This window comes from Streptomyces sp. CC224B (genome assembly GCF_030010595.1).
GTDB classification, from domain to species: Bacteria; Actinomycetota; Actinomycetes; order Streptomycetales; family Streptomycetaceae; genus Streptomyces; species Streptomyces longispororuber.
Genome location: NZ_JASCXL010000120.1, coordinates 1 through 21,417 on the forward strand (window position 1 = coordinate 1; position 21,417 = coordinate 21,417).

14 protein-coding genes and 1 tRNA gene are annotated in these 21,417 nt (G+C 73.0%); 3 read left to right on the top strand and 12 right to left on the bottom strand.

Annotated features, from left to right (window positions below; translation table 11 throughout):
• Nucleotides 1-85 precede the first annotated feature (85 nt).
• From QK440_RS33750 to QK440_RS33760, 3 genes are all read right to left on the bottom strand, one after another.
• On the bottom strand, nucleotides 86-949 hold the full coding sequence (locus QK440_RS33750) for a DUF2637 domain-containing protein (RefSeq protein ID WP_282797065.1): 864 nt from the start codon (nucleotides 947-949) through the stop codon (nucleotides 86-88).
• 424 nt (nucleotides 950-1,373) lie between these two features.
• Nucleotides 1,374-2,642, bottom strand: coding sequence for a DUF3631 domain-containing protein (locus QK440_RS33755; RefSeq protein WP_282797066.1), 1,269 nt, complete (start codon nucleotides 2,640-2,642; stop codon nucleotides 1,374-1,376).
• A 233-nt stretch (nucleotides 2,643-2,875) separates the two neighbouring features.
• Nucleotides 2,876-3,106, bottom strand: coding sequence for a hypothetical protein (locus QK440_RS33760; RefSeq protein ID WP_282797067.1), 231 nt, complete (start codon nucleotides 3,104-3,106; stop codon nucleotides 2,876-2,878).
• Nucleotides 3,107-3,199: 93 nt separating this feature from the next.
• On the opposite strand from QK440_RS33760, the gene QK440_RS33765 reads away from it, so the two are divergent.
• Nucleotides 3,200-3,877: a helix-turn-helix transcriptional regulator gene (locus QK440_RS33765; RefSeq protein ID WP_282797068.1), complete on the top strand. Its 678-nt coding sequence runs from the start codon at nucleotides 3,200-3,202 to the stop codon at nucleotides 3,875-3,877.
• Nucleotides 3,874-5,484, top strand: coding sequence for a site-specific integrase (locus QK440_RS33770; protein ID WP_282797069.1), 1,611 nt, complete (start codon nucleotides 3,874-3,876; stop codon nucleotides 5,482-5,484). The genes QK440_RS33765 and QK440_RS33770 overlap by 4 nt, the downstream gene beginning before the upstream one ends.
• A 122-nt stretch (nucleotides 5,485-5,606) precedes the next feature.
• Here QK440_RS33770 and QK440_RS33775 read toward each other — a convergent pair.
• The 8 genes from QK440_RS33775 to QK440_RS33810 form a co-directional block, all read right to left on the bottom strand.
• Nucleotides 5,607-5,680, bottom strand: a tRNA-Thr gene (locus tag QK440_RS33775).
• 120 nt (nucleotides 5,681-5,800) lie between these two features.
• Nucleotides 5,801-7,426, bottom strand: a complete 1,626-nt coding sequence (locus QK440_RS33780; RefSeq protein WP_282797070.1) for an alpha/beta hydrolase — start codon at nucleotides 7,424-7,426, stop codon at nucleotides 5,801-5,803.
• Between the two features lie 322 nt (nucleotides 7,427-7,748).
• Nucleotides 7,749-8,954 (bottom strand): DNA polymerase III subunit delta', encoded by a 1,206-nt coding sequence (locus QK440_RS33785; protein WP_282797071.1) that lies wholly within the window; start codon nucleotides 8,952-8,954, stop codon nucleotides 7,749-7,751.
• Nucleotides 8,955-9,457: 503 nt separating this feature from the next.
• Nucleotides 9,458-12,871: a dTMP kinase gene (tmk, locus tag QK440_RS33790; protein WP_282797072.1), complete on the bottom strand. Its 3,414-nt coding sequence runs from the start codon at nucleotides 12,869-12,871 to the stop codon at nucleotides 9,458-9,460.
• A gap of 415 nt (nucleotides 12,872-13,286) precedes the next feature.
• Entirely contained in the window at nucleotides 13,287-16,145 is a 2,859-nt protein-coding gene (gene topA / locus QK440_RS33795) for a type I DNA topoisomerase (RefSeq protein ID WP_282797073.1), read from the bottom strand.
• A 479-nt stretch (nucleotides 16,146-16,624) separates the two neighbouring features.
• Nucleotides 16,625-16,822 carry a hypothetical protein gene (locus QK440_RS33800; protein WP_190133981.1) on the bottom strand — a complete coding sequence of 66 codons (198 nt, stop codon included), beginning with the start codon at nucleotides 16,820-16,822 and terminating at the stop codon, nucleotides 16,625-16,627.
• A gap of 510 nt (nucleotides 16,823-17,332) precedes the next feature.
• Nucleotides 17,333-18,865 (bottom strand): methyltransferase, encoded by a 1,533-nt coding sequence (locus QK440_RS33805; protein ID WP_282797074.1) that lies wholly within the window; start codon nucleotides 18,863-18,865, stop codon nucleotides 17,333-17,335.
• Between the two features lie 20 nt (nucleotides 18,866-18,885).
• Nucleotides 18,886-19,485 (bottom strand): TetR family transcriptional regulator, encoded by a 600-nt coding sequence (locus tag QK440_RS33810; protein WP_282797075.1) that lies wholly within the window; start codon nucleotides 19,483-19,485, stop codon nucleotides 18,886-18,888.
• A gap of 169 nt (nucleotides 19,486-19,654) precedes the next feature.
• Here QK440_RS33810 and QK440_RS33815 point away from each other — a divergent pair, with 169 nt between their 5' ends.
• Entirely contained in the window at nucleotides 19,655-20,491 is an 837-nt protein-coding gene (locus QK440_RS33815) for a class I SAM-dependent methyltransferase (protein WP_282797076.1), read from the top strand.
• Between the two features lie 210 nt (nucleotides 20,492-20,701).
• Here the strand turns inward: QK440_RS33815 and QK440_RS33820 are convergent, their stop codons facing one another.
• Nucleotides 20,702-21,286, bottom strand: a complete 585-nt coding sequence (locus tag QK440_RS33820; protein ID WP_282797077.1) for a small secreted protein — start codon at nucleotides 21,284-21,286, stop codon at nucleotides 20,702-20,704.
• Between the last annotated feature and the right edge of the window lie 131 nt (nucleotides 21,287-21,417).

The following is a 21,417-nucleotide window of genomic DNA, read 5'->3' on the forward strand; positions in this document are numbered from 1 at the left end:
CCTGGTGGGGGACGGACCGGCCTGAGCCGGGGTGCCGCCCCGGCGCCGGGGCGGTGCGGCCGGTGGGGGCGTCGTTGCGGGCGGGTCAGCCGGTGCTGCTGCCGACTGCGACCGCAGGGCCCGGCTCGACCTTTTGGGCGTTCAGCTCGTCGCAGACGTTCTTCACGCGGGCGTTGCCGACCTTGCGGCCGCGGTTGACGCGGATCTCTTCGCCGACCTCGGTGGGGGAAGCGGTTCCCGTACGGGCCGTGACCTCGCGCGCGACGGCCCGGATCTCGTCATCGGAGATGTCCTGCGGGCGCCCGGTACGCCGAGGCCGTGCTCCGGTCGGTTTGGGGGGCTTGCGGGTGGCCTCGCCGCCCGGCGGGGTCGCGGTGTCGGCCAGGCGGTCAGGGTCGGGGTGCTCCGTCGGCCCGTCGCCGTGATCCTTGCCTTCGCCAGGAGCGGTCGGCGGGACGACCACGTTGGCCGGGGGCATCGGCTCCGAGACGGACGCGGATTTTCGGTGGCCATCAGGCCGCTCGACGAGCTGGTGGATCTGCCTCATCAGGACGCCGAAGGCAAGGAGTGCGGCGGTCGGCGGGACTGCGGCGACCACGTAGTCGAGCCATTGCACGGTGCGGGCGTCGCTCGTTCCGCTCACGCCCGCCACGTTGAGCGCGATGGATCCGACCGATCCGATGGCGGTGACAGCGATGGCCCACAAGTCGGTGACCTGGCGCAGGCTCGCGCGGAGCATGAGCAGTTCACCCGCGACGATAAACGCGTCCAGGGTGGCGGGCCACGCCCAGCGGCGGATCGGGGAGCCGCCGAGGCCATGCTGGCCAGCAACGTCGGCCAGGTGCGCGTAGGAGAGCCAGAACGCTCCGGCCGTCAGAAGGACGATGACGACTCCAGCCGCGATGAGCACAGACCGCTCGGCAGTGTGCCCGGTCACCGTCGGCTGCACCTCGCTGGGCCTGCTGCCCGGCTGCGTGCGGCATTGTGGTCGAAGGCGGGAAAGGACAGTCAAGCGGGGGCACTCCTTGGGGTAGTGGTGTGAGGCGTCTTGGGCGTCTTGGCCGTTGCGAGCGCTGGTCAGGGCCGGTACGGCAGAGGCGGTCGTTGTCCGTCCTGACCGCGTCCGGCGGAGACGGGGCGAGGACGGCACGGGGCTGCCCTCCGTCTTGGCCTCACGGCCGGTGACCTGCGGCGATACGGCGCGTACGTGTGGGACGGCACGAGACGGAGCGGGCGACGTCCTGGCGGTCTGTGCGGGCGACCGTGATCGTGTTGCCGTCTTGGGGCCAGTTGCCGTCTTGCGCGTATACCCTCTGACCTGCGCGATCACGGCAGGGACGGCAAGGACGGCAACCAGCGGGGGCGGGGCGGGATCAGCCCAGCGGAAGGGTGGGCGCGGCGTCGACCGGGTGGACGGTCGGGCAGTAGCGGCGCCAGGGGTCGAGAAACTTGTTGCGCACGTAGCCCTTGCGCTGGGTTCCGTCGGCCATGCGGACGTTTCCGGGCTTGATGCCGAACTGCCGGAGCATCGAGCCGAGGTCACGCGGGCTGAGCCCGTTCCGGCCCCACTCGGCCCATGGGCTCTCCGGATCCTGGCGCAGGTGGTGGATCAGCTCCTCCGTGGAGAGGCTGTCCACCTCGCGCTGGGCGACGAAGACGCGCCGGATGTCGGCCAGGATCCGGGCCCCGCTGGGGTGGTCCTCCTCGGCCGCAGCCTCGGCGGCGACCATCTGCTCGCACGCGGTGTGGGCGCGGCGCGGCCAGGTGCCGGCGGCGAGGTCGGCGACGATGACGAGGGGTTCCCAGGTGTCGGCTGCCCGGTCCTCGACCGGCATTGCCGGTTCCAGGTCGGCGGCCTCATCCAGCAGGGGTCCCGTCCAGGCGGCGATGCGGTCACGCAGGCCATGCAGGGCGGGGATATCGCGCCGTGACCGGAAGGGGCGGACCGTCTCGCCTTCCGCCCGGCGGCGCATGCGGACGACCACCGACCGGTCCATGATCGTGTCGGGCAGGTCGCCGATCCCCGCGATGGCCGCCATGGCGAAGGTGGCGAACCGGTGGGGTGTGTGGTCGTTGCCGACCACCCGGGTCACGTAGCGGTTGCGCTGGTGGCCGGCGTTCAGCAGGCCGCGCATCTCCTCGTTCTTCTCGGCCTGCTTGGGCGTGCCGAAGATCGTGTCCGCCTCGTCCACCAGGAGCGTGGGCGGCTCCTCGGTGATGGAGCGGAAGACCGCCGCCGGCGTGGTGTTGATAGTGAGCATCGGCTCGTGGACCGTCTCGGTCAGCACGTCCAGCAGGCGCGACTTGCCGCATCGCTTCGCCGGTCCCACCACCGCCAGGCGCGGGGCGTGCTGCCACGCGGGCTGGAGATGTGTCGCCGCCACCCACAAGGTGACCGCGTCGAGCGCCTGCTCGGAGGGCAAGATCACGAACTTCGCTATCCGCCGACACAGTTCGTCCAGCAGGGCCGATCCTGCGGTCGGCTCGGGGTCCGGTTCCGTCTCCTCGGCAGGCTCGTCCGCCACGGCGCCGTCAGCGGCAGAAGCCTGGCCGACGTACTCACCGGGCTTGCCAGGAGCGACCACCGGCGGCCACGCGGGCTTGTCGGGGTTGGAATAGGGCTGGGGTTCGGGGTGTTCCACAGGGCAGCTCCTCGTCTGGCGGTGGCGGGCTCGCACGCCCTTGCCGCCGGGTTGGTTCTTCCAGGGCCGTTCGGGGTTGCTCGGGCCTCCGGCGTCGCACCGCCGGGGGCCCATTCCCTTCTCGCGAGCAGCAGGCCGCCGCGAGGGAACACGGACAGTACGTCCACGCCTGGCCACAGTCCAGCGCTTCTGTGTCAGCTCCGCGCAGAACGGCCTGCTATGTTGTCCGGCCCTCACGCGGCCAGCCCCAGCAGATTGAGCAGATCCGCGGTCACCACGCGGTACGCCTTACCCAGGCGCAGGACCTTGCACGGGTACTCGCCCCGCTTGGCCAGCTCATAGCCCTTGCTGCGCCCGAGACCCAAAGCACGGTTCCCGGTGTCCAGGTCAACGGCCGCCGGCAGAGCCAACAGCTCCTCCCGCCCCATCCCCGCAAGCCTGCTTCCCGTCGTGTTGTCGCGCACGCAGCGCTCCTCTCGTACAGCCGTCGGCGAACGTGGTCATCACGTCCGGCTCCGGGCTACGAGAAGCAAGTGTGATCGAGCTACTGTGTCGCCATGACACAACACGGATTCGATGATGAAGACGAGGACGACGTCCCCGAGTGGGTGGACCAGGTCATGGCGACCGTGGCCAAGGAGGTGAGACGACGCAGGAAGGAGTTGGGGATGAGTGCACAGAGCCTGGCCGATGCCTGCGAGGAGATCGGCCATCCGATCCCGCGCAACGTGATCGCCAACATGGAGTCCGGTCGCCGAGCCAGCCTCCCCCTGGTCGACGTCATGGTGCTGGCCGAGGCGCTCCACACCAGCCCGATCTGCCTGATCTACCCCGTCGGCTACGTCGAAGAGGTCCAGAGGCTCCCCCTGCGGCACAGCGAGCAGACCTGGGACGCCATGCGGTGGTTCACCGGCGCCGTACCCGGTGAACCGCTCGCTCTGGACCTCATGCTGCGCCTGTTCCACCAGCACGAGAGCGAGCAGCGGGCCTTGCACGCGGCCGAGTCCAGCGAGCAGGACGAAGCCTGGAAGGCCAAGTCGGCCAGCGACGCCGCTCAACGCGAAGAGGCCCTCAGCGCCCAAGCCTTCTACGCCGAGCGGGCCGCGCTCGCCAAGGAGCGGCTGCGCCGCCTCCGTGCCTCGATCCGGGAGGAGGGCGGCACGCCGCCGACGCTGCTGCCCTCCCGGTTCGCGAGCCCATTCGACGACAACAACCACCTGGAGGAAGACTTTTGAAGGGTTCCACCTACCGCCGTTGCTCCTGCCGTGACCCCAAGACCGGCAAGGAGCTCGGCGCTTCCTGCCCCAAGCGCAACAGCAGGAATCACTGCACGTACTCCATACGCCAGGAGCTGCCGCCCCGTGAGGACGGCAGCCGACGATCCTTCGCACGTGGCGGGTATGGCAGCCTCAAGGCCGCCCAGGCCGACCTCGACCATGTCCGTGCCCTCCTGGGGCTCGCAGAGTCTGACGACCGCGAGGGCATAGAGCTGATCGCCGCGATGCTGGCAGAGGTCAGCGGCGAGAAGCTGCCCTTGCCGGACGTGGAGGAGACCCGGCGCCGGCTCAGGGCTGGTCAGGATCTCATCGGCAGCCTGACGGTGGCCGAGTGGCTGGACCGGTGGCTCGCCGGCAAGCGCATCCGGAAGTCGGGTATCAGCCGGTACGAGACCGACGTCCGCGTGCACCTCAAGCCGCACATCGGCCACCGGCGTCTCGACCGGCTGCGCGTCAGCCACCTCAGCGACATGTTCACCGCCATCACTGACGCCAACGCCGAGATCCTGGAGCAGAACGCCCAGCGACGCGCGGCGGTCGAGGAGTTGGCGACCGTCCCGTGGAAGGGTGTGGCGAACCGCGCCCGCCGCAAGGCCATGAAGGCCGCGATCGACGCCATGCCGCCCTTCCGCCGGGTCACCGGACCGGCCACGCGCCAGCACATCAAGGCCACCCTCCGCGCGGCCCTGAACGACGCGATCGGGCAGCAGATCATCACGTTCAACCCGGCGGCCCACGTCGAGATCGACCCTGTGCGCAAGCCGAAGGCTCTCGTGTGGACGGACGAGCGGGTCGCCAAGTGGGAGCAGACCGGCGAGAAGCCGTCCCCCGTGATGGTCTGGACGCCAGAACAGACCGGCGCCTTCCTCGACTTCGTCGCCGAGGACCGGCTGTACGCGATGTGGCACCTGATCGCGTTCCGAGGGCTGCGGCGAGGTGAGGCGTGCGGGCAGCCGTGGTCGGAGACCAACCTCGACCGGCACGCCCTCACGGTCACCGGCCAGCTCGTCCAGGACGGCTGGGACGTCGAGGCGTCCGAACCGAAGACGGACAGCGGCTTCCGCGTCGTGGCCCTGGACGACGACACCGTCCACGTCCTGAAGCGGCACCGCGAGCAGCAGGAGGCCGACCGCGCCGAGTGGGGCTCGGCCTGGGTGAACACCGGGCTCGTCTTCACCCAGAAGGACGGCTCCTGGCTCCACCCGGGCAAGGTCACCGACCTCTTCGAGCGCCTCGTCGCCGCCTCCGGCCTCCCGCCGATCCGGCTGCACGACCTGCGCCACGGCGCCGCCACGCTCATGCTGGCCGCCGATATCGACATCAAGATCGTGTCGGACACCCTCGGGCACAGCGACACCCGGATCACGCGCGACATCTACCAGAGCGTGCTCCCCCACGTCGGCAAGAGCGCCGCCGAGGCCACCGCCAAGCTGGTCCCCCTCCAACGCAAGGCCGACCAGGAGGAGCAGGCCCGGAAGGCCGCCAAAGAGGCGAAGAAGGCCGAGAAGGGGAAGGCCAAGGGGAAGAAGAAGGGCAAGGCCAAGAAGGCCGCACGCAAGGGCTGACAGCCGCTCCGCTCACGCATCGCTCACGCAAGCACTTCCACGCCATCCCCGTCGCGCGGCTCGGCCGGCCCCGGGCATGAAAAAACCCCAGGTCACGGCGAGTGAGTCCTGGGGTTAATCCGAGCCGCCTTCGGGATTCGAACCCGAGACCTACGCATTACGAGTGCGTTGCTCTGGCCATCTGAGCTAAGGCGGCGCGCGTCCCGCACCTATGGTGCGATCAGCAACGACAGCAAGTCTACACAGTTTCCGGGGGTGCTCCGCACACCCCTCCTCGGGGGGCGTGCGGAGCGGGGAGGAAGGGCTTGAGCTGGGGTTACGCGCAGCGCTTTGCGGTGCGGGAGGCGTGGCCGCGCAGGAGGTAGGCGTTGATCGTGTCGTCCACGCAGCGGCTGCCCCGGCCGTACGCCGTGTGTCCGTCGCCCTCGTAGGTGAGCAGGCGGCCCGAGGAGAGCTGGGAGGCGAGGGCCTTGGCCCAGCGGTAGGGGGTGGCCGGGTCGCGGGTCGTGCCGGTGACGATGATCGGGGCGGCGCCCTTCGCCTCGATGCGGTGGGGCTTGCCCGTGGCCTTGACGGGCCAGTACGCGCAGTTCAGGGACGCCCAGGCGAGGCCCTCGCCGAAGACGGGGGAGATCTTCTCGAAGGCGGGGAGGGCGGACTCCACCTCCTTGGGCGAGGTGAAGGCCGGCGGGAGGTCGAGGCAGTTCACGGCCGCGTTGGCGTACATGAGGTTCGAGTACGCGCCGTCGCCGTTCCGCTCGTAGTAGCTGTCGGAGAGGGACAGCAGCACCGAGCCGTCGCGGTCGCGCATGGCCGCCGCGAGGGCGTCGCGGAGCTGCGGCCACGCCGACTCGTCGTACATCGCGGCGATCACGCCCGTCGTGGCGAGCGCCTCGCCGAGCTTGCGGCCGCCGGCCGGGCCCGGGTCGCCCGCCGGGATCGGGGCGCGGTCCAGGGTCCTGAAGAAGCCCTTCAGGCGGCGGGCCGCGTCCGCGGGGTTCTTCGTGCCGAGGGGGCAGTCCCGCCGCCGCACGCAGTCCTTCGCGAAGGACCGGAAGGCCGTCTCGAACCCCGCCGTCTGCTCCTCGTTCATGCGCCGGGCCGGGATCGACGGGTCCATCGCGCCGTCCAGGACCAGCCGCCCTACCCGGTCAGGGAAGAGCCCCGCGTACGTCGCGCCGAGGAACGTGCCGTACGACGCCCCGACGTACGTCAGCCTCCCGTCGCCGAGCACCGCGCGCAGGATGTCCATGTCCCGGGCCGCCTCCACCGTCGACACGTGGCCGAGGATGTCCCCGGAGCGCCGCGCGCAACCCGCCGTGAACTCCTTGTAGGCGGCGACGAGGTCCTCCGCCTCCTTGGGCGTGTCCGGCGTCACGTCCGTCTGCGTGTACCGGTCCATCTCGCGGTCGTTCAGGCAGGTGACCGGCTCGCTGCGGGCCACGCCGCGCGGGTCGACCGCCACCATGTCGTACCGGGCGCGGACCTTCTCGGGGTAGCCGAGCGCCGCGAACGACTGGAGGTAGCCGATCGCCGAGCCGCCCGGGCCCCCCGGGTTGACCAGGAGCGAGCCCAGGCGCGCGTCCTTCTGGCCCGTCGCCCGCTTGCGCGACACCGCGAGGCGTACGTCGCCCGCGCCCGGCTTCGCGTAGTCCCGCGGCGCGCGCAGCGTCGCGCACTCGAAGCCCGGCACCCCGCACTCACGCCAGCTCAGCTTCTGGCCGTAGTACGACGCCAGCCCCTTGGGCGTGGCCCGCGGCAGCGCGGCCAGGGCCACGTCCGTCGACGCGCCACCGCCGGAACCGCCCGGCGAGCAGGCGGTGACGCCGGGGGTGGCGGCGAGCAGCAGGCCGGCGGTCAGCAGCGACAGGGCGGCTCTGCGGCGTGGCGGGCGGGGGTGGTCGGGGAGGCCGGGGCGAACGGCGCGGCTGGTGGTTCCCATCCGGCGAGGGTAACCCTGCGGGTTCAGGCGATCACTCCGTGTTCTCTTGTGGGTGACGGAATCTCTTGGGTGACGGGTTCCCTTGGGAGTAACGGGTTCCCTCGTTCCCTTGTGGGCGGCGGTGACTTCCTGTTGAGGGTGGCCCGGTGACGTGGGGCGTCCGTTCATGCGTTCGCCCGTTGCCCTGTTGACCCGTTCCCCCTGTGCACCCGCTGCCCTGTTGACCTGCCCGCTGGCGGGCGCCGGGCGTGCCGGGCGCTGCCCGCCCCCAGGTGAGCCGCTGGTCCGCAGGCCCCTGCCCGGGGCCCGTGCGGCGGCCCGCTCAGCCCGCCCGCAGCGCCACCGTCATCGCCTCCACCGCGAGCAGCGGTGCCACGTTGCGGTCCAGCGCCGTGCGGCAGGCGCTGATGGCCTCGATGCGGCGCAGCGTCGACTCGGGGCTCGTGCCGCGCGCTATGCGCTCCAGCATGTCCCGCACCTCCGTGTTGGCGAGCGGCACCCGGGAGCCGAGCTGGAGGGCGAGGACGTCCCGGTAGACCCCGGTCAGGTCGACGAGGGCCAGGTCGAGGCTGTCGCGCTGACTACGGGTCCTGCGGCGCTTCTGCTTGTCCTCCAGCTCCTTCATCACCCCGGCGGTACCGCGCGGCATCCGGCCGCCCTGCGCCGCGCCGAGCGCCGTCTTCAGGTCCTCGGTCTCCTTGACGTCGACGTCCTCGGCGACCTGCTTGGCCTCCTCGGCCGCCGTGTCGATCAGCTCCTGCGCGGCCCTCAGGCAGCCACCGATGTCCTCGACCCGCAGCGGCAGCTTCAGCACGGCGGCACGGCGCTGCCGCGCGCGCTCGTCGGTGGCGAGCTGGCGGGCGCGGCCGATGTGCCCCTGGGTGGCGCGGGCGGCGGCCGCGGCGGCGTCCGGCTCGATGCCGTCGCGGCGTACGAGCATGTCGGCGACCGCCTCCACCGACGGCGTGCGCAGCGTCAGGTGGCGGCAGCGGGAGCGGATCGTGGGCAGCACGTCCTCCAGGGAGGGCGCGCAGAGCAGCCACACGGTGCGCGGGGCGGGCTCCTCCACGGCCTTCAGGAGTACGTTCCCCGCGCCCTCGGTCAGGCGGTCGGCGTCCTCCAGGACGATGACCTGCCACCGGCCGCCGGCGGGTGAGAGCTGGGCGCGGCGGACCAGCTCACGGGTCTCCTTGACGCCGATGGAGAGCAGGTCGGTGCGGATCACCTCCACGTCCGCGTGCGTACCGATGAGGCTCGTGTGGCAGCCGTCGCAGAAGCCGCAGCCGGGCTCCCCGCCGAGCGCGCGGTCGGGGCTCACGCACTGCAGGGCGGCGGCGAAGGCCCGGGCGGCCTCGGCCCGGCCGGAGCCGGGCGGGCCCGTGAACAGCCAGGCGTGCGTCATCTTCGACGACTCGGGCGGCGGGGCCGCGGTGTCGGCCGCGGTGACCAGGGTGTCGGCGTCACGCGCGGCGGCCGCGAGCTGGGCGCTCACCTTCTCCTGGCCCACCAGGTCGTCCCATACCGGCATGGGTCACCGCCTTTGCCTTGCCGTTGCCGCTGTTGCCGCCGTGCCGTCGTGACGGGCATCGCGCCGCGGGGAGCACCCCGGGCCACCGCCGCCCGGCAACACCACCGGGCCACGGCCGCCGGGCCGCGCGCTCCTCGCGTCCGCCGCGCCACGTCGCCGTCCGTAACGTCGTCGTCCGTAACGTCGTCGTCCGTAACGTCGTCGTCCGTAACGTCGTCGTCCGTCACGCTGTCGTCGCGCTTCGTCCGTCACGCTGCCTGTCGGAATCTCTGTCGGAAATCATTGTGGGGCACGGCACTGACAACGCCGTCCACGGCTGGCCTGACCTGCGCTTTCGCCGTCGTCTCCGGCCATCGGGCCCTCAGCTCGGGCGGCAGCCGTCCCGCGCGGCGGCGACCACCCGGCGGACCCGCCGGCCCCACCGAGCCCCCAGGCCCCACCGAGCCACCTAGCCCGAACCGACCCGAGGCGGCGAAGCCCACCCCGGGCCGGGCCGCCGCCGGTCAGCGCCGACGCCGCCTGCCCTTGTCCTCCGGCTCGTCCTCGTGCGACCCGAGCAGTTCGTCCGCCAGCGACGGCTCCTCGTCCGCCGTCGTCCCCTCCGCCCAGGCGGGGCGGTCGCCACCGAGCGGAGTGCCGTTCTCGTCGACCTGCGGGAGCTCGCGCGTACGGTCGTCCGGGCCCAGGTCGTCCGGGCCCACCTCGTTCCGTGCGGGCCGCTCGTCGCGGAAGAACCCCGGCGGCACCTTGTCCGACACGTCCCGGACGACCGGGGCCTCGCCGCGGGCGGCCGGTGCCTCGCCCCGTACCGGCGGCGGGGCGGCCCCGTCCCGCACCGGCGGCAGCACCGCCGTCTCGTCGGCCGCGCCGGGCTCCGGCACCCGCGGCAGCACGGCCGTCTCGTCCGCGGCGCCCGGCTCCGGCACCCGCGGGAGTACAGCGGTCTCCTCGGCGGAAGCGGACACTCCGGGCTCCGTGGCCCGGGGCAGCTTCGTGGTCTCGTCGGCGGCGCGCAGCGTGTTCGGGTCCACGACCGGCGTCTGCACGGTCGTCTCGTTGTCGGGCGCGGCCGGCGCCTGCTCCTCTGCGGGAGCCGGGGCCGGGGCAGCGGCAGCCTCCTGGGGAGCCGGAGCGGCCTTCCCCGAGGCCGAAGCCGAAGCCGAAGCCGGAGCAGCGGACGAAGCCCCAGCCCCCGTCGAAGCCGCAGCCCCAGTCGCCCCGGCCCCAGTCGAAGAAGCCGCAGCCGAAGCCCCAGCCGAGGGCGCCTTCGCCGGCGGCACCGGAGGCGGTGTCACGGCCGACGCCGCGGCGGACGAGGCCGCCGCCTCCGCGAGCCGCCGCGCCTCCTCGGCCCGCCGCAGGGCCTCCTCGGCCTTGCGCTGCTTCTCCAGGCGCCGGGCCTCCGCCTCGGCCCGCAGCCGCGCTTCCTCCTCGGCCTTGCGCCGGGCCTCTTCCTCGGCGCGCCTGCGCGCCTCCTCCTCGGCCTTGCGCCGGGCGTCCTCCTCGGCGCGCCGCCGCGCCTCCTCCTCGGCCTTGCGGCGGGCCTCCTCGGCGCGCCGCCGGGCCTCCTCCGCCTGGCGTTCGGCCTCGCGGCGCTGGGCCTCCTCCAGCTCGCGCCGCTTGCGCTCCTCCTCCTCGGCGCGCAGCTTGGCGAGCAGCTCCTGGCGTTCGCGCTCCTTGCGCTCCTCCTCGGCCTTGCGCGCCGCCTCCTCCTCGGCGCGGCGCCGGGCCTCCTCCTCGGCCTTGCGGCGCGCCTCCTCCTGGGCCTTGATCTCGGCCTCGGAGAGCGGCAGGACGACGTCGAGGCGATGCCGGATGACGGTCGTGACGGCCTCGGGCTCCTGGGCGGCGTCGACGACGAGGTAGCGCCCGGGGTCCGCGGCGGCCAGCGTGAGGAAACCGGACCGCACGCGCGCGTGGAACTCGGCGGGCTCGGACTCCAGGCGGTCGGGCGCCTCCGTGAAGCGCTCCCGCGCGGCCTCGGGTGACACGTCGAGCAGAACGGTCAGATGCGGTACGAGGCCACCGGTGGCCCACCGGTTGATGCGGGCCACCTCCGTGGGCGACAGGTCGCGGCCCGCGCCCTGGTAGGCCACGGACGAGTCGATGTACCGGTCGGAGATGACGACGGCCCCGCGCGCGAGGGCGGGCCGTACGACGGTGTCGACGTGCTCCGCGCGGTCGGCGGCGTACAGCAGCGCCTCGGCGCGGTGCGAGAGGCCCGCGGAGGAGACGTCGAGCAGGATGGAGCGCAGCCGCTTGCCCACGGGCGTGGCGCCCGGCTCGCGCGTCACGACGACCTCGTGGCCCTTGGCGCGGATCCACTCGGCGAGCGCCTCGGCCTGGGTGGACTTCCCGGCGCCGTCGCCGCCCTCCAGGGCGATGAAGAAGCCGGACCCCGCGGGCACGGGCACCGGGTCGTCGCCGCCGCGCAGCGCGTCCCGCAGGTCGTGGCGGAGCGGCACGCCCTGGCGGTCGTCGGCCTTGGCCAGGACCAGCGCGGCCACCGGCAGGAGCAGCGCGCCGACCAGCATCAGCGTGAAGGCGGCGCCCCCGTGGTCGAACACGAATTTGCCGTTGACCATGCGGTGCGGCCCGATGACGGCGGCCAGCAGTGGCGCCACCAGGGCGGCGAGCGCCACGAAGAGGCGTACGGTCGCCTGGAGGTGCTCGGTGGTACGGCCCCTGCGGTAGTCCTCGACCTCCTGGTCGAGCAGCGCGTGCCCGGTGTTCGCGGCGACGCCCGCCGCGACGCCCGCGAGCAGCAGGATCAGGAGCACGGTCGTCAGGTCCGGCACGAGGCCGGCGGCGAGCAGCGCGACACCGGTCATGGCGATGGCGAGGGCGAGCAGCCGGCGGCGCGACAGGGACGGCAGCAGGGACGGCGCCAGGCGGATCCCGGCGGCGGTGCCCCCGGTCAGCGCGAAGACGAACAGGCCGTACGTGACGGGCCCGCCCTGGAGGTCCTTGGCGTGCAGCACGGCGACCGCGACCGCCGCGGCGACCGCCCCGGCGACGGCCGTGCAGGCCGCGACGAGCAGCGGGATCGCACCGGTGCGGCCCTTGTCGGGCCCGTTGCCGGTACGGGGCCTGCGCAGGCCCTCCAGGGGGCTGCGCGGGCGGGGCGTCTGGGTGCCGGGCAGCGCGAGGGTGTACACGACGGCCGCGGACGCGGCGAAGAGCCCGGCCGCGACGAACGCGGCGAGGGCCACCTGGTGGGCGTCGAACCAGTCGACGCCCGCACCCAGCAGGTTGCTCACCAGCGTGACCCCGACGAGCGCCACGGCGGCCACCGGCAGCGCGACGAATCCCGTACGCAGCGACAGGCGCCGCAGGGCGTCCAGGTGGTCCGGCAGCGGGCGTACGGCGGCGCCCTCCGGCGGGGGCGTGGGCAGCAGCGCGGGCGCGGCGCTCTCCCGGGCGACCGTCCAGAAGCGCTCGCTGACGCCGACGACGAAGGAGGTGACGAGGAGCATCGCGAGCGCGTTGCCCTCCGTCCAGTTGATCCACAGGGGGGCGCAGACGAGGAGCGCGGCCCGTACCCCGTCGGCGCCGATCATGGTCCAGCGGCGGTCGAGCGGTCCGTCGGGCGAGGTGAGCGTCGTCAGCGGGCCGAGCAGCACCGCCCCGAAGAGCAGGGTGGCCAGCACGCGCGTACCGAAGACCGCGGTGACGGCGACGGCGACCCCGCGGTAGCCCCCGCCGAAGGCCCCCTCCGCGATGGCGGCCTGGAGGGTCAGGACGACGAGGACGAGCAGGGCCAGGGCGTCACCGACGCTCCCCGCGAGGTGCGCGGTCCACAGCCGCCTGAGCTGCGGTACGCGTAGCAGGGCACGCACGGCGCGTTCGCGGGAGTCCGCGACCAGCGAGTCGTCGGGAGCCGTGGTCATGGCGGGTGGCTGCTCGGCACGCGTCATCCGTCCAGCCTATCCGGACGCCGCCCCTCCCAGACGTAGCGCCCGAACATACGGACACCGCCTGCGAGAGGGCCGTCAGCGCCCCGCTTGGGCCACGCGCCCCCTACACGGATGCGCACGCCCCGGGACCGGAGCGGCGTGTCGCGGGACCGGAGCGGCGCGCGCCCCGGCCACGAGGCCACCCGCGAGCCCCGGCCGCGACCGTCCACGAGCGCGGCTCCGAACCGAGCACCCCGGACCAGCAGCGCACCCCGGACACGCGGCGCGGCCCGGACCCGCGGGACGGCCCGGACCCGCGACCCAGGTCACCACCTGGTCACGCTCGCCCGGGCGCCCCTCGATCAGCCGACTCGATCAGCCGACTCGTCAGCCGACTCGATCAGTCGCCCGATCAGTCAGTCGATCAATCGCCCGATCAGTCGGTCGTCTCCGCAGCCGCCGTCTTCTTGGCGGCGGTCTTCTTCGCGGCGGTCTTCTTCGCGGTGGCGGTGCCGGTCGCGCTCGCAGCCGTCTTCTTGGCAGCGGTCTTCTTGGCGACCGTCTTCTTGGCAGCGGTCTTCTTGGCCGCCGTCTTCTTCGCGGGAGCCTTCTTCGCCGCCTTCTTGGCGGTCTTCTTCGCGGGGCCCTTGGCCCGCTTCTCCGCGAGCAGCTCGAAGCCGCGCTCGGGGGTGATCTCCTCCACGGAGTCGGCCGCCCGCAGCGTCGCGTTCGTCTCGCCGTCCGTCACGTACGGGCCGAAGCGCCCGTCCTTGACGACGACCGGCTTCCCGCTGACCGGGTCCTCGCCGAGCTCCTTGAGCGGCGGCTTGGCGGCCGCGCGGCCGCGCTGCTTCGGCTTGGAGTAGATCTCCAGGGCCTCGTCGAGCGTGATGGTGAAGAGCTGGTCCTCGCTCTCCAGGGAGCGCGAGTCCGTGCCCTTCTTCAGGTACGGGCCGTAGCGGCCGTTCTGCGCGGTGATCTCCACGCCCTCGGCGTCGGTGCCCACGACGCGCGGGAGCGACATCAGCTTGAGGGCGTCCGCGAGGGTGACGGTGTCCAGGGACATCGACTTGAAGAGCGAGGCCGTGCGCGGCTTGACCGCGTTCTTGCCGGTCTTCGGGGTGCCCTCGGGGAGCACCTCGGTGACGTACGGGCCGTAGCGGCCGTCCCTGGCGATGATCTCGCGGCCCGTCTCCGGGTCCGTGCCGAGCTGGAAGTCGCCGCTCGGCTTGGCGAGCAGCTCCTCCGCGTACTCGACGGACAGCTCGTCGGGCGCCAGGTCGTCGGGGATGTCGGCGCGCTGGTGGTTCTCGGAGTCCTTCTCGCCGCGCTCGATGTACGGGCCGTAGCGGCCGACGCGCAGCACGATGTCGTTGCCGACGGGGAAGGACGACACCTCGCGGGCGTCGATGGCGCCGAGGTCGGTGACGAGCTCCTTCAGACCGCCGAGGTGGTCGCCGTCGCCGTTCCCGGCGTCCGCGGCGCCACCGGCGGGCTCGCCCTCGCCGAAGTAGAAGCGGCGCAGCCACGGCACGGCCTGCGCCTCGCCGCGCGCGATGCGGTCGAGGTCGTCCTCCATCCTGGCGGTGAAGTCGTAGTCGACGAGCCGCCCGAAGTGCTTCTCCAGGAGGTTGACCACGGCGAAGGACAGGAAGGACGGCACCAGGGCCGTGCCCTTCTTGAAGACGTAGCCGCGGTCCAGGATCGTGCCGATGATCGACGCGTACGTCGACGGGCGGCCGATCTCGCGCTCTTCCAGCTCCTTGACCAGGGAGGCCTCGGTGTAGCGGGCCGGGGGCTTCGTGGCGTGGCCGTCGACGGACATGTCGTCGGCGGACAGCGCGTCGCCCTCGGAGACCTGCGGCAGGCGGCGCTCGCGGTCGTCCAGCTCGGCGTTGGGGTCGTCGGCGCCCTCGACGTACGCCTTGAGGAAGCCGTGGAAGGTGATGGTCTTGCCGGACGCGCTGAACTCGGCGTCGCGGCCGTCGGCGGCCCGGCCGGCGATCTTGACGGTGACGGAGTTGCCCGTCGCGTCCTTCATCTGGGAGGCGACGGTCCGCTTCCAGATCAGCTCGTAGAGGCGGAACTGGTCACCGGTGAGGCCGGTCTCGGCGGGCGTGCGGAAGCGGTCGCCCGAGGGCCGGATGGCCTCGTGCGCCTCCTGCGCGTTCTTGACCTTGCCGGCGTACGTACGCGGCTTGTCGGGCAGGTAGTCGCCGCCGTAGAGCTGCGTGACCTGGGCGCGGGCCGCCGCGACCGCCGTGTCGGACAGGGTCGTGGAGTCCGTACGCATATAGGTGATGAAGCCGTTCTCGTACAGCTTCTGCGCGACCTGCATGGTGGCCTTCGCGCCGAAGCCGAGCTTGCGCGAGGCCTCCTGCTGCAGCGTCGTCGTACGGAACGGCGCGTACGGCGAGCGGCGGTACGGCTTGGACTCGACGGAGCGGACCGCGAAGTCCGTGTGCTCCAGGGCGGCGGCCAGCGCGCGGGCGTTGGCCTCGTCCAGGTGCAGGGTGTTCGGGCTCTTGAGCTGCCCGAGCGAGTCGAAGTCGCGGCCCTGGGCGACGCGCCTGCCGTCGACCGTGGTGAGGCGGGCCACCAGCTGGGAGGGGTCGCTCCGGTCGCCGGCGCGGCCGGTGCCGAAGGTGCCCGTGAGGTCCCAGTACTCGGCGGAGCGGAAGGCGATGCGCTCGCGCTCGCGCTCGACGACGAGCCGGGTGGCGACGGACTGCACGCGCCCGGCCGAGAGCCGCGGCATGACCTTCTTCCACAGCACCGGCGAGACCTCGTAGCCGTACAGGCGGTCGAGGATGCGGCGGGTCTCCTGGGCGTCGACCATGCGCTGGTTGAGCTCGCGCGGGTTGCGCACGGCGCCCTGGATGGCGTCCTTGGTGATCTCGTGGAACACCATGCGCTTGACGGGGACCTTCGGCTTGAGCACCTCCAGGAGGTGCCAGGCGATGGCCTCGCCCTCGCGGTCCTCATCGGTGGCGAGGAAGAGCTCGTCGGACTCCTTCAGCAGGTCCTTGAGCTTCTTGACCTGGGCCTTCTTGTCGGCGTTGACGACGTAGATGGGCTGGAAGTCGTGCTCGACGTCCACGCCGAGGCGGCGCACCTCGCCGGTGTACTTCTCGGGGACCTCAGCGGCGCCGTTGGGAAGGTCACGGATGTGCCCGACGCTCGCCTCGACGGTGTAGCCGGGGCCGAGGTAGCCCTTGATCGTCTTCGCCTTGGCAGGCGACTCGACGATGACGAGTCGGCGGCCGCCCTGTGCGGTCTCGCTGGTCGGGGACAACTTCGCTCTTCTCTCCGGTCGACGCTCGGTTGGCAGTGCGGTGCCGGCGCCCCCAGAGGGGTGCCGTGACGGCGCTCGCGGTCACGCTGTCGCTGACGGCGCGTGCGGTTGCGCTGTCGCTGCGGAGTGTGACGGTACATCCCGCCCCCGTGTCAAACGGGAAAAGCCCGCAACGGCCACTCGAACGGTAACCCGACTACCGTCATTCCTGCCGCCTGGGCTGGCCCCCGGCCGTGAACGGGGTCCCGGGCCCGCGCTCACGCGGCGTCCGTCACCCGGATGGCCGTTCGTCGCGCTGCGCGCCCGTCCGCCCTCGCCGGAGCGGCCGGAACCGAGCTGGCCCGGCGTTTCGAAGGCAGGCCGGGGGCTTGGCCCGTGGTCCCGTGCGGGGTGCCCGGTCCGGGAACGGACCGGTCCGGACCGGTCCGGGACGTCCCTGCCGGGCACCGGGGACCGGCGTCGCGGCCGCCCGCCAAGTCTCACACGCGTGTGAAGGACCACACCGCCAGGACCAGGGCGGCGCAGCCCGCCAGGGTGGCCAGGGTCGCCGCGGCGGTCTGGTGCACTCCGTGCGCCACCGGCGCGCGGTGGGCGACCCGGGTGCCGGTCCACACCAGCAGCGCGGCTCCGAACAGCGCGAACACCGTCCCGGCGAAGATCGCTGGTCCGCTCTCCATGACCTGGCCTCCCGAGCCCTCCGGCACGTGCCCCCTCGCGGGTGCCCCGGCTGCGGACGCTGGCACGCCCAGGCGGCGGAAGCGGGAAATCCGAGTGAACGGCGGACTGCGGAACGGACCGACAATGGCTGGTTCCCGACCCGGAAGGGCTGGCTCCGGGTGGGTACGGAGATCGGTTCCGGTGTGGTGACGGGTGGTGGTCACGGTATGTGCGTCGGGTGTTTACGGGGTGTAGGGGGCGCGGTGGGTGAGTGGGCGGGGTGGGTTGGTGGGTTGGCGGGTTGGGGTGGGCGGCGTCGGGCGCGGGGTGCGCTGGCGGGCGGGCTTCGGGCTCGGGCGGGGTGCCCTGGCGGGCGCCGCACACGGGTCGGGTGCCACGGCAGGAGGGAGCTGCGCTCGAAGGGGTGCCCTGGCGGGCGGGTGCGGGTGCCTGGCGGGCCGGCTCCGCGCTCGGGCGGGGCACCACGGCAGGCGGGCACCCCGCCCGGAGCCCACCCCGGCCGGGAGCAACTACCGTCCCACCGGCTCCAGGAACCCCTGCTCCACCAGGAGCCGGATCTGGGCCGGGGTGCGGTCCCGGAGCGCCACCGGTTCCTCGCCCGTGAGCTGGGCGATGGCGTCCAGGATGCGGCCGGCGCTGAGCGTGCCGTCACACACGCCCGCAAAGCCCGCGCCCACCGTGTCCACCTTCGTCGCGCGCCGCATCCCGCGGTGCTGGCGCAGCACCACGTGCTCCGGGTCCTCCGCGCCGGGCAGGCCGACCTGCTCCTGCATCACTTCGGCGGCGAGGGTGAAGTGGTCGGCGAGCAGCGCGGCGTCGTCGTGCGTGCGCAGGTAGTCCTGGCGGGCGAAGTGGGCCCGTACCGTCTCGCCGAGGGGCTGCTCGACGGGGTGCGGCCATTCCTCGATCGTCACGGACGGCTCCGCCGACCCGGACCTGCGCAGCGTGATCCAGCCGAAGCCGACGCCCTTGGTCCCGCGGGCCTCGAACTCGTCGAGCCACGCGTCGTACCGCGCCGCGTACTCCGCCGGGTCGGTGCGGTGGTCCCCGGCGTCGCGCAGCCACAACTCCGCGTACTGCGTGATGTCCTGCACCTCGCGCTGGACGATCCAGGCGTCACAGCCGCGCGGCACCCAGGAGCGGACGCGCTCGGTCCACTCCTCGCCCTCCACGTGCTGCCAGTTCGCCAGGAACTGCGCGTACCCCCCTTCGTTCAGCCTGTCCCCCGCCTGCTGAACGATCGAGCGGCACAGATCGTCCCCGCCCATCCCGCCGTCCCGGTACGTCAGCCGGGCGCCCGGCGAGATCACGAACGGCGGGTTCGACACGATGAGGTCGTACGTCTCCCCGGCCACGGGCTCGTACAGTGAACCCTCCCGCAGGTCCGCCCCCGGCGCGCCGGAGAGCGCGAGCGTGAGCCGTGTGCAGTGCAGGGCGCGCGGGTTGAGGTCCGTCGCCGTGACCCGCGTCGCGTGCCGAGCGGCGTGCAGCGCCTGGATGCCGGACCCCGTACCCACGTCAAGGGCGCTGGCCACAGGCGTACGCACCGTGATCCCGGCGAGCGTCGTGGAGGCTCCGCCGACGCCGAGCACCACCCCTTCGTCGCGGCTCCCGATGCCCCCGGCCCCGCCGACCGCGCACCCCAGGTCGGACACGATGAACCAGTCCTCGCCGTCGGGCCCGCCGTACGGCCGTACGTCGACGGTCGCCCTGAGCCCCGCGCCACCACCCTCCCCGGGGAGCCCGTCCGCGCCCTCCACCAGCCAACCGCTCTCCAGGAGAGGCTCGACGGGCAGTACGCGCTCCACGCGCGCGCGGGGCACGGAACGCTGCAACAGGAAGAGCCGCACGAGCGTCTCCAGGCCGCCGTCACCCCGCGTGGCCCGCAGCGCGGGCACGGTCTCGCTGCGCGCGAGCGCGGCGTACGCGGACGCCCCCAGGAGTTCGAGCAGCCCGTCGGCGGTGAAGTCGGCCCCGAGCAGGGCCTCCCTCAGGCGCGCGGTGACATCGGAACGTTCGGACGAAGGCAGACGGTTACTCACGTCCACATTGTGACCCGCTTTCAGGCCCGCGGTCCGCGCACGACGCCCGCGACCACCGTACGTACGACCTTCTCGACGGCCTCGGCCTCCGGAGGTACGCCCTTCCGGTCGGCGAACAGCAGGTGCCCGGCCCCGATCAGCGTGGGCGCGAGCGCGTCGATGTCGGCGTCGGCCGCGATCCGGCCGCGGTCGCGCTCGGCGGTCAGATACGAGGCGATCATGGCGGTCGCCTCCGCCAGCACCGGAACGCCCGTCGGCCGCGCCTGCCGCAGCCGGGCACGCACCTCGTCCCGGGAGGTCACGAGGGACACCACCGCCACGGCCACCGACCCGAACACCTCCGTCAGGGCGCCGCCGAGGTTGCCCACGACGGTGCCGGTGCCGGCGGACCCGCACAGCTCCGCCGCCTGGCGCTCCACGCGGGCGACGCGGTCGAGGACCAGGTCGGCCAGGAAGGCGTCGAAGTCGGCGAAGTGCCGGTGCAGCACCCCCTTGGCGCAGCCCGCCTCCGTCGTGACCGCGCGGCTGGTCAGCGCGCTCGGCCCGTCCCGCAGCAGCACCCGCTCGGCGGCGTCGAAGAGCTGCCCGCGCACGTCACGGATGGCTACGCCTGTGGGCACCGCGCCCCTCCTTGTTCCTTCATGGTTCCCTCATGTTCCTTGCGGCCCGTCGTCAGCGGGAGGGCCGCGTCTTGCTCCATCTTCCTCCGGGGCCCGTCCCTCCTTCCGTGGGCGTCGGGCACGTGCCACCTCCTTGACCAGTGGGCGAACGCCCACTCATAGTGGGCACATGCCCACTCACCCGTCGCACCCCACGCCGCAAGGCCCCCTCCCCGCCCCGGCTCCCCACCAACACCGCCGACTCGCCGAGTCGTTCGGCGCCGACGCCGCCCGCTACGACCGCTCCCGCCCCCGCTACCCCCGCGCCCTGGTGGACCGCGTCCTCGCGGCGAGCCCGGGGCGCGACGTCCTGGACGTCGGTACGGGGACGGGTATCGCCGCCCGGCAGTTCGAGGCGGCCGGCTGCCGGGTGCTCGGCGTGGAGGCGGACGCGCGCATGGCCGCGTGGGCCCGGCGGCGCGGCCTGGCGGTGGAGGTGGCGAGGTTCGAGGACTGGGACCCCGCGGGCCGGTCCTTCGACGCCGTCGTCTCCGGCCAGACCTGGCACTGGGTGGACCCGGACGCGGGCGCGGCACGGGCCGCGCGGGCCCTGCGGCCCGGCGGCCGCCTCGCGGTGTTCTGGAACGCGGGCCGGCCCCCGGCGCCCCTCGTGGAGTCCTTCGCCGAGGTCTACCGCCGCCTCCTGCCGGACTCGCTCGCCGCTCGCCAGTGGACGGCGTCCGACACGGAGGCGTACGCGGCCCTGAGCGCCAAGGCCGCCGACGGGATGCGGGCGGCGGGCGCCTTCCGCGAGCCGGAGCAGTGGCGGTTCGCCTGGGAGCGGCACTACACCCGCGACGAGTGGCTGGACCAGCTCCCCACCACCGGCGGCCACACCCTCCTCCCGGCCGCCCTCCTGGAGCAGGTCCTCGACGGGGTCGGGGCAGCCGTCGACGCGGCCGGGGGCGGCTTCACGATGCGGTACACCACCGTGGCGGTCACGGCGGCGCTCTCCGCGCGCCCGTAGGACCCGTACGCGCGCCGCGCACCCGCACAGAGGCGTACGGAGCGCACACGCGGGGGCGGGCATCCGTACCGGCGTCGGAGGGTGCGGGTGCACGGGCGCGGGTGCACGGGTACGGATGCACGGGTGCGGGTGCACGGGCCCGGCGCGCGGACGCGCAAAAGGGCGCCCCCTTTCGGGAGCGCCCCCAGCAGCGGTGCCGCGGGTCCGTCGTCAGGACGCCGTGGGCGTGCTGTCGGACTTGCAGCTCTCCTGCTCGCGCATGGCCTTGCCGACGTCGCCCGCCTCCAGCTTCTTCTGGGCGGTGTTCTCGCTCTTGCTGAGCTTGCCCAGCTCCTCGGCGATCTTCGCGAGGTCGTCCGCGAAGGCCGACTGGTTCTTGGTGTCGAGCTTGTCGGTCTGCGTCTTGAGGTCCGCGTACGACTTGGAGAGGCCGTCGAGTTCCTTCACCGCGTCGTTCAGCTTCTTCTCGCCGTCGTCGACCGGCGGCGCGCCCGCCTCCTTCAGGGCGGTGCTGCGCTCCTTGTAGGCGTCGGAGATGTCCTGGAACGCCTGTGAGTCGGTCTTCTTCACTTCCTCCGGCGAGCTGTCCTGTGCGGCCTGCCTCTTGATCGCCGCGTTGGCGTCCTTGAGCTTCTTGGACTGCGGGCCGACGGCCGTGTCGCAGACCTTCTTGGCCCAGTCGTCCAGCTTCTTGTCACCGTCGTCGTCCGAGCACCCCGACAGCGCCAGTACCAGTACCGCACCGCCGGACAGTGCGGCCGCGAGCTTCTTGTTCACCGGATTGGTCCCTTCCATGGCTCTCGGCCCCGGAACTTACACGCCGACCGGGCGGCGACCGCACGCCGGGCGTCCGGTAGCCCCGCTATTGCAGCCATTTGCACCAAGGCACGCGGGGCGAGAGAAGGCTCACGACACGCCCGGACCGA